The organism is Pseudomonas sp. Sample_9, from assembly GCF_004307535.1.
Taxonomy (GTDB): Bacteria; Pseudomonadota; Gammaproteobacteria; order Pseudomonadales; family Pseudomonadaceae; genus Aquipseudomonas; species Aquipseudomonas mercuritolerans.
In genome coordinates this window covers 1-895 of sequence record NZ_RAZO01000261.1, presented here as the reverse complement: position 1 = coordinate 895, position 895 = coordinate 1, and the positions used below count along the sequence as shown (strand labels likewise).

Sequence of the window (895 nt, the reverse complement as noted above, 5' to 3'; positions counted from 1 at the left end):
TGACGGTCAAGTGCTGGATCGAAGCCGGTCTGCCGGCAGGCGTGTTGAACCTGCTGCAAGGCGCGCGGGAAACCGGTATCGCGTTGGCGGCGAACCCGGGTATCGACGGTCTGTTCTTCACCGGTTCGAGCCGCACCGGCAATCACCTGCACCAGCAATTCGCCGGTCGTCCGGACAAGATCCTTGCGCTGGAGATGGGCGGCAACAACCCGCTGGTGGTCGATCAGGTCGCTGATCTGGAGGCGGCGGTGTACACCATCATTCAGTCGGCATTCATCTCTGCCGGCCAGCGCTGCACCTGCGCCCGGCGTCTGCTGGTGCCGCAAGGCGCGTGGGGCGACAGCCTGCTCAAGCGTCTGGTTGAAGTCAGTTCGACCATTGAAGTCGGTGCCTTCGATCAGCAACCGGCACCGTTCATGGGCTCGGTGATTTCCCTCGGCGCGGCCAAAGCCTTGATGGATGCACAGGAACAACTGCTGGCCAACGGCGCGGTGGCGCTGCTGGAAATGACCCAGCCGCAAGCGCAATCGGCCTTGCTGACTCCGGGCATCGTCGATGTGACGGCCGTGGCCGAGCGTCCGGACGAAGAACTGTTCGGGCCGCTGCTCCAAGTGATCCGCTATGCCGATTTCGGCGCCGCGATCACTGAAGCCAACAACACCGCTTATGGACTGGCCGCCGGTTTGCTCTCCGATTCCGAAGCGCGTTACCAGCAGTTCTGGCTGGAAAGCCGCGCCGGCATCGTCAACTGGAACAAACAGCTGACTGGTGCCGCGAGCAGCGCGCCATTCGGCGGCGTCGGCGCCTCGGGCAACCACCGTGCCAGCGCCTATTACGCAGCGGATTACTGCGCATACCCGGTGGCGTCGCTGGAAACCCCGAGCCTGGTGTTGCC

At 64.0% G+C, this 895-nt stretch carries 1 protein-coding gene; it reads left to right on the top strand.

Features of this window, described 5'->3' with window-relative positions:
• Positions 1-895: succinylglutamate-semialdehyde dehydrogenase (locus D6877_RS14580; RefSeq protein WP_130911251.1), on the top strand; the 895-nt coding region annotated here is incomplete at both ends.